General features: G+C 59.8%; 4 protein-coding genes. All 4 read right to left on the bottom strand.

Translation table 11 applies throughout. From position 1 onward, the window contains the following. On the bottom strand, positions 1-1,072 hold a 1,072-nt coding region (locus U9R81_RS04295; RefSeq protein ID WP_322494284.1), incomplete at its 3' end, for an IPT/TIG domain-containing protein. Positions 1,073-1,481: 409 nt separating this feature from the next. After that, positions 1,482-2,255: a hydroxypyruvate isomerase family protein gene (locus U9R81_RS04290; RefSeq protein ID WP_322494283.1), complete on the bottom strand. Its 774-nt coding sequence runs from the start codon at positions 2,253-2,255 to the stop codon at positions 1,482-1,484. Between the two features lie 138 nt (positions 2,256-2,393). Next, complete coding sequence (locus tag U9R81_RS04285) at positions 2,394-3,731, bottom strand: S41 family peptidase (RefSeq protein ID WP_322494285.1); 1,338 nt, start codon at positions 3,729-3,731, stop codon at positions 2,394-2,396. Between the two features lie 383 nt (positions 3,732-4,114). Further along, positions 4,115-5,545 (bottom strand): LpqB family beta-propeller domain-containing protein, encoded by a 1,431-nt coding sequence (locus U9R81_RS04280; protein WP_322494282.1) that lies wholly within the window; start codon positions 5,543-5,545, stop codon positions 4,115-4,117. Positions 5,546-5,832 lie beyond the last annotated feature (287 nt).

The following is a 5,832-nucleotide window of genomic DNA, read 5'->3' as shown; positions in this document are numbered from 1 at the left end:
CGGGGTTGGTGATGGTGAACGTAACAGTATTTGAGGTGACATTACCCGGATTGACCACTGTCACATTGACGGTGCCTGCCGTTGCAATATCGCTCGCGGTAATAGCCGCCGTCAATTGGGTACTGCTCACAAATGTTGTCGAACGCGGGCTCCCGTTCCAATACACAATGGAGCGATCCGAACCCGAACCATTAATAAAACCGCTACCGTTGACGGTCAACGTAAAGGCGCTGCCACCCGCCGTCGCCGAGGAAGGGCTGAGCGAGGTAATTTGCGGCGTAGGAATCGGATCGCCACAGATCACGAACGGCAAACCAACCACCCGCCCGCTAGAGTAATCAGCGCGCGGCGCCCACGTCCCCGGCTCGCCACCGGTCAAGTTAAGCTGCCGGGCATTATCGCCGGCAGCAGCATTGGTGGGCGGCGTCCACGGCCCGCTCAACGCTGCATTACCAGCCACTCCCCACTCTAGCCAATACGTTCCCGGCAAGAGTGAGGCATTGCCAAAAGGCCACTGGATCGTGACCGCCATAATCGGTCGATCGGTCTGGGAGACATTATTTGCTGGAACTCGATAGACACCCGTCCATTGATTGGTGATAATTGTCCCATCAACCGGCCCGGCGATCACTGTGCCGCCAGCGCCGGGAGTGCCATTCCACAACCGCAGATTGACCACCCCGGTAATCGGCGAGGTGGTGGTGCTACCGATCTGGTAGGCATACAGTGTAATCGCTGACGGACGCCAACCATTGCCGGTCACGGTAAAATCATCGGCCAGCCGGGCGCGATTAACGCCGTCAGGAGTGGTTTGCGCGCGCGTTGGATCAGCGAGATAGCCAAAACCGGTATCAGGACTAACCGGCGAGCTCGTATCCGCCCCGCCGGCGCCATTACCGGTTCCAGTCACAAACGTTCCGTTGGTAAACAGCGGCGTCGCCGAACAGGCCGAAGGAGGCACATTCGCCTGCGCCATCCGAGGCTGCATGAAACCAACGCCAATGACCAGCACCGCAACGAGACCAACCACAGTCATTGCGCGGATGAATAGATTGAAAGAAGCGGGCTTCATTACCGTTCCTCTTCGGTCGCTGATTGAATAGTATCGATATTGCTCACGTGGCGCCAAGTGGTATCTTTCGACAGCCGAAGTAACCTGTATCGCCGGCAGACGATCGTTTTAGGCAACCCGATGGGCTGGTAAGCAGACCACGTGCTATAAGATGGCGCATCCCCAAAGATGCTTCCCTTGCCAACCAACGCTCGATCCGTCCCTCCCATCACCAGACAAACCCAACACTCAACCTAGGGTTGACTTTCCTCTAGCCTAACCCAGCAAAATGAACGCGCGATGAATGTGAGGTTGCAGTGGAGCTAACAATGACTCACACACCGTGCCGGCCAGCAGGCTTGCAGCAAAGAGAATGCGCACCGCTGCTAGCGGTGCGCATCGTTTACGCAAGCGCGAGGAAAGATATACGTTACTGGCCCATCATCCGCACCGCACGCAGGCTGGCCGCCGCATCGATCCGGGGCGTGTATTCAAGCCCGACGTAACCCTGATAGTTATGTTCACGCAAGATGCCGAAGATATGCTCGTAGTTAATTTCGCCAGTGCCGGGTTCGTGGCGTCCGGGTACATCAGCTACGTGAATGTGTCCGATCTGGTCGAGGTTTGCGAGAATCCGCTGCGTCAGGTTGCCTTCACTAATTTGTTGGTGATAACAATCAAAGAGCAGCTTCACGTGGGGCAAGCCCAACTCGCGCACAATGGCAAACCCTTCATCAGACGACCAGAGAAAACTGCCGGGATGGTCGATCGGGTTACGCGGTTCAAGCAGCAAATTGAGGCCGGCATCAGCCGCCGTCTCGGCTGCTTCGCGCAACGCTTCAAGCAAATGGGCGTGCTGGGTCGCGCGATCAAGATCAGCGCGCACCGTCCCGCTATGCACAATCAAATTGTCGCACGCCAGATCAACCGCCAGCGCCGCGCTCCGGCTAATCTCATCACGGAATTGCGCCCGCTGGTCGGGATCATTCGGCGATGCTTCCGAGTTGCCGGCAATCGCCACACAGTGCAACCGCAGCGCCATCTGCAAGGCAATGGTGATATTCATATCCTTGCCCCGCCGCGTCCAGAATTCATAGGCGCGAAAACCAAGATCGGCAATATGTTCGAGCCGCTGTTCAAACGGGCGATCGGTGAAGATCATATCGAGACAGACTGAAAAGCGGAGGGGTGCGAGGGTCGACATCTTCAACCTCACTTTTCTGCGCAACCACCGGTTTGGCGCCGGCGCCGCCGGATGATTCGACAAAGGGTATCACCTTGCCAAGCTGCGAGTTTGCTCTATTGTACGTCTCATTATACCGTTGATTGGCAATCTTGGCGGCTACTTGCGCCGCCGCACGGCCTTCAGCAGCGTTGCCACAGCGGCATCGAGCTGCCGATCGCGCCTGCTGGCCCATTCGCCTAACGGACGGGCAATGTCCACATCCACCGGTCGCCCGCTGCCTTCGAGATCTTCGCCTTCCGGTGTGACCACATACAACCGCGGCAAACTCAGCCATGCCCCATCGAGCAATTGAATGCTGTACGTCCAGATCACCGCACCGGCTGTCGGGCGTCCGACCAATTTCCCCAAGCGCAACCGCCGGTAGCTTTCACTTAGCATCTCGGTGTTGCTGGCCGACCGCTCATTCGTCACCAAGACGGTGGGCCGGTCGAGCACCCGATTGCCGGCGAGATGGCTGGCATCGGTCGCACCCAGATCACGGAATCCGCTGCGCAATGCCGATCGCCGCATCAAGACATCGAGCACAAAGGTCGCCGTGTGCCCGCCGCCATTGTACCGCACATCGATGATCACGCCTGCTTTACTGTGGGTTTCAGCGTCAAGATCAACCAGAAATTGCTGGTAAGCGTCGTAGCTCATCTCTTCAATATGCACATAACCCAGCCGTCCGCGACTAACGGTATGGACATACTGCTCGTTGGTCGCCACCCAATCGCGGTAGCGCAGCCGCCGGTAAGCGCTGGCATTGATTGGACGCACCACGATCTCGCGCTCGGTTGCATCGGCAGCGCGCAATGTGAGCCGCACCCGCCTGCCGGCGCTGCGGAGCAAGAGTTTGTGCAGCGAGAGCGTAGCCGTCAAGCGCGTTCCGTCAACCGCAACCAGCTCTTCATCGGGACGCGGCGGCTCGGTTGCCAACGCAGCGGGGCCATCAGGCAAGACTCGTTCCACCACTAACCGGCCCTCGCGCAGCAGTGGTTCAGCCGCAAAGAAGATACCGATAAAGCCGTCATCACTTTCCCAGCCATAGAAGCCGCTGCCGAGGTGCGAGGCGCGCAATTCGCCCACCATCAGGTTGATCAGGGTATGCAACTCTTCGGTAGTTTGCACCGCGCCAATCAAAGGCGCGAAGCGCGCGCGAACCTGTTGCCAATCTTGGCCGCGGAAGGTCGGATCGTAGAAGCTGTCGCGTAACTCGCGCCACGCCTCGGTAAAAATTTGCTCTTTTTCGCGGTGAAAATCCACTTCGACTTCGGCTCGCAGCGATAACCGGCTTGGCTCGTTGCCGCCGGGAAAACGCCGCACCACCACTTGCCCGTCTTCGAGGTAGGAGAAGCTCCGCCCGTCGGGCGCAAACTGCAAAAAGCTTTTCCACGTATCGCTGGCGGTAAGCTGGCGCGGCGGCTGGCCGGCGCGCGGCTCGTCGAGCGGCATCGTCCAAATATTTACTTTGCCGGCCACCGACGCCAAGAAGAGCAGGTCTTTCCCATCAGGACTGATCGGGCCGGCGACCGCATTTATCTGTGGTGGCGTCAGCAAGCGCAGCCGCCGCTCAATGCCCTCGTACACAATCGGCTCAGCCGGCGGTTTCGCTGCTCTTGCCTCATCAGTGCTCTGTTCGCTGCTGTCAGTGGATGCTTCTTCCTTCTTTTCCTTATCGCGTTCAAACAGCCGTTCAAACGCCGCCTCGCGGAAGACCGGCTGCGGCGGACGCAGATCGACGCGCGCGATCTGCGATTCGAGCCGGTATTGTTCGGTGGTGAAGATGATGAAGCTGCCGTTAGGCGACCAGCGCAAATCGCCGCCGCCAATATTGCTTAAGAAGGTGATCTGGCGTGGCTCGCCACCGGCAACCGGCACAACGTAGACATTGCTAAACAGGTGATCGTCTTGGGCAATGAAGGCGAGGTAGCGCGCGTCGGGCGACCAGCACAAATCGGCGGCGACGTAAACCGCGCCCGGCACAACTCGCGCGGTTGGCCGCCCAACTCTTCTAGCAGATCGATCGCCATCCGATCGCGGATATAAGCGACTGCATGGCCATTCGGCGCAATCCGCGGCAATAGCTTGGGCCGGCCATCGTTGGTTAACTGCATTTCCGCGCCGGTTTCAAAATCGTAGCCAAAGAGTTCGATCTCACCATGCCGATCAGAGAGGTAGACGAGACTTTGCGAGTCGGGCGTCCATGCAATCGACCATTCACGGGCCGGGGTGTTCGTAATACGGAAGGCCGGCCTCTGCCGCAGATCGCGTTCGGTCTCTTTATCGGCAAAGTCGGCAAAGACATCGCCGCGCGCCACCAGCGCCAGCTTCTTGCCATCAGGACTCAGCCGCACTTCGCTAAACCCGCTCGTCCAGCGTTCGATCCGCACCGGCGTGCGTTTCGTATCCACCCGCACCCGGATCGGAATGGGAGCCGCCTCACCGCTGGCCGGATCGATCCGCCACAACTGGCCATCACCCCGCTCGCAGACGATCACGCCACTGCGCCGGGCGATGGTCGGGAAGAGCAACCGGCCATCGCGAAAGCTGGTGATCTGGCGCGGCGATCCATCGGTGAGCGGGAGGTACCAGAGGTTCTCGTAGCCATCGCAATCACAGACGACGTACAACCCTTGGCCATCCGGCTCCCAGAGGGGCCAGCCGAGTTTACCGGCATATTTGAACCGTTCGCCAAACGGGCCGGCCAATTGGCGCAGCGCGCCGTAATCAGGTTGGGCCGGCCCAACCCAGATTTCGTTGGGTGAAAAGGGATGCGGGCCGCGCCGCCACCACCGCTCGCGCCAGTTGGTAAACGCCAAGGTCTGGCCATCGGGCGAGACCGCCACTTGATCAAGCTGTTCATACGGTTCGAGATAGATCGGCGCTGGCGTACCACCCTGCACACTCACCCGGTAGATCGCATAGCCCATCTGCTCGATATTGCAGGAAAAGAACACCGCCTCGCCATCGCTCGCCCATGCTTCGGGATAGCACGGCTCATCCTGAAAGGTAAGCTGGCGCGGCGCACCGCCGGCAAGATCAAGCATGTACAAATCGCCGGCGCCGTCGCGTCCGGCGGCAAAGAGCAGGCGCTGGCCATCGGGACTGAAGTGGGGCGCATAATGGCGGGCCGGATGGGCAGTGAGCCGTTCGGCGGTGCCGCCATCGATCGACGCCAGCCAGACATCGCCGGCAGTTACGAAGGCCAATTGCCGGCCATCAGGATCGAGGGCCGGCTGGCGTAAGAGGGCTTGCGGTGCATTCAACGAGATGACTCCATTCATATCCTAGACGGCGTGATCGTGCATTCCGGCTCAGGCATCCTGCGCCAGCCGTACCCTCTTAGACCTGCTCACTTCGACACATCACACCAAGTGCATTACTCATTGGTTGTTCGCTGATGACTGCTGCTCTTCCCAGCCAAACGCGCGCGCCAACACCGCCTCGACCAACCCCGGCGCCAAACGCCCGACCAGCAACGCCAACCGGTCAGTCCAGCTCACATACGCGAGGCGCGGCTCGGTGCGGGCCGCGCGCAAGATCGCGCGCGCCA

The organism is Chloroflexus sp., from assembly GCF_034435895.1.
Taxonomy (GTDB): domain Bacteria; phylum Chloroflexota; class Chloroflexia; order Chloroflexales; family Chloroflexaceae; genus Chloroflexus.
Note: the sequence above shows the minus strand (reverse complement) of the source record. Positions and strands in the feature narration are given on the sequence as shown.

What these genes read in the sequence shown, in the direction of transcription:
- U9R81_RS04290 (WP_322494283.1), bottom strand. Translation starts at nt 2,255, where the DNA reads ATGTCGACCCTCGCACCCCTCCGCTTTTCAGTCTGTCTCGATATGATC.
- U9R81_RS04285 (WP_322494285.1), bottom strand. Translation starts at nt 3,731, where the DNA reads ATGCCGCTCGACGAGCCGCGCGCCGGCCAGCCGCCGCGCCAGCTTACC.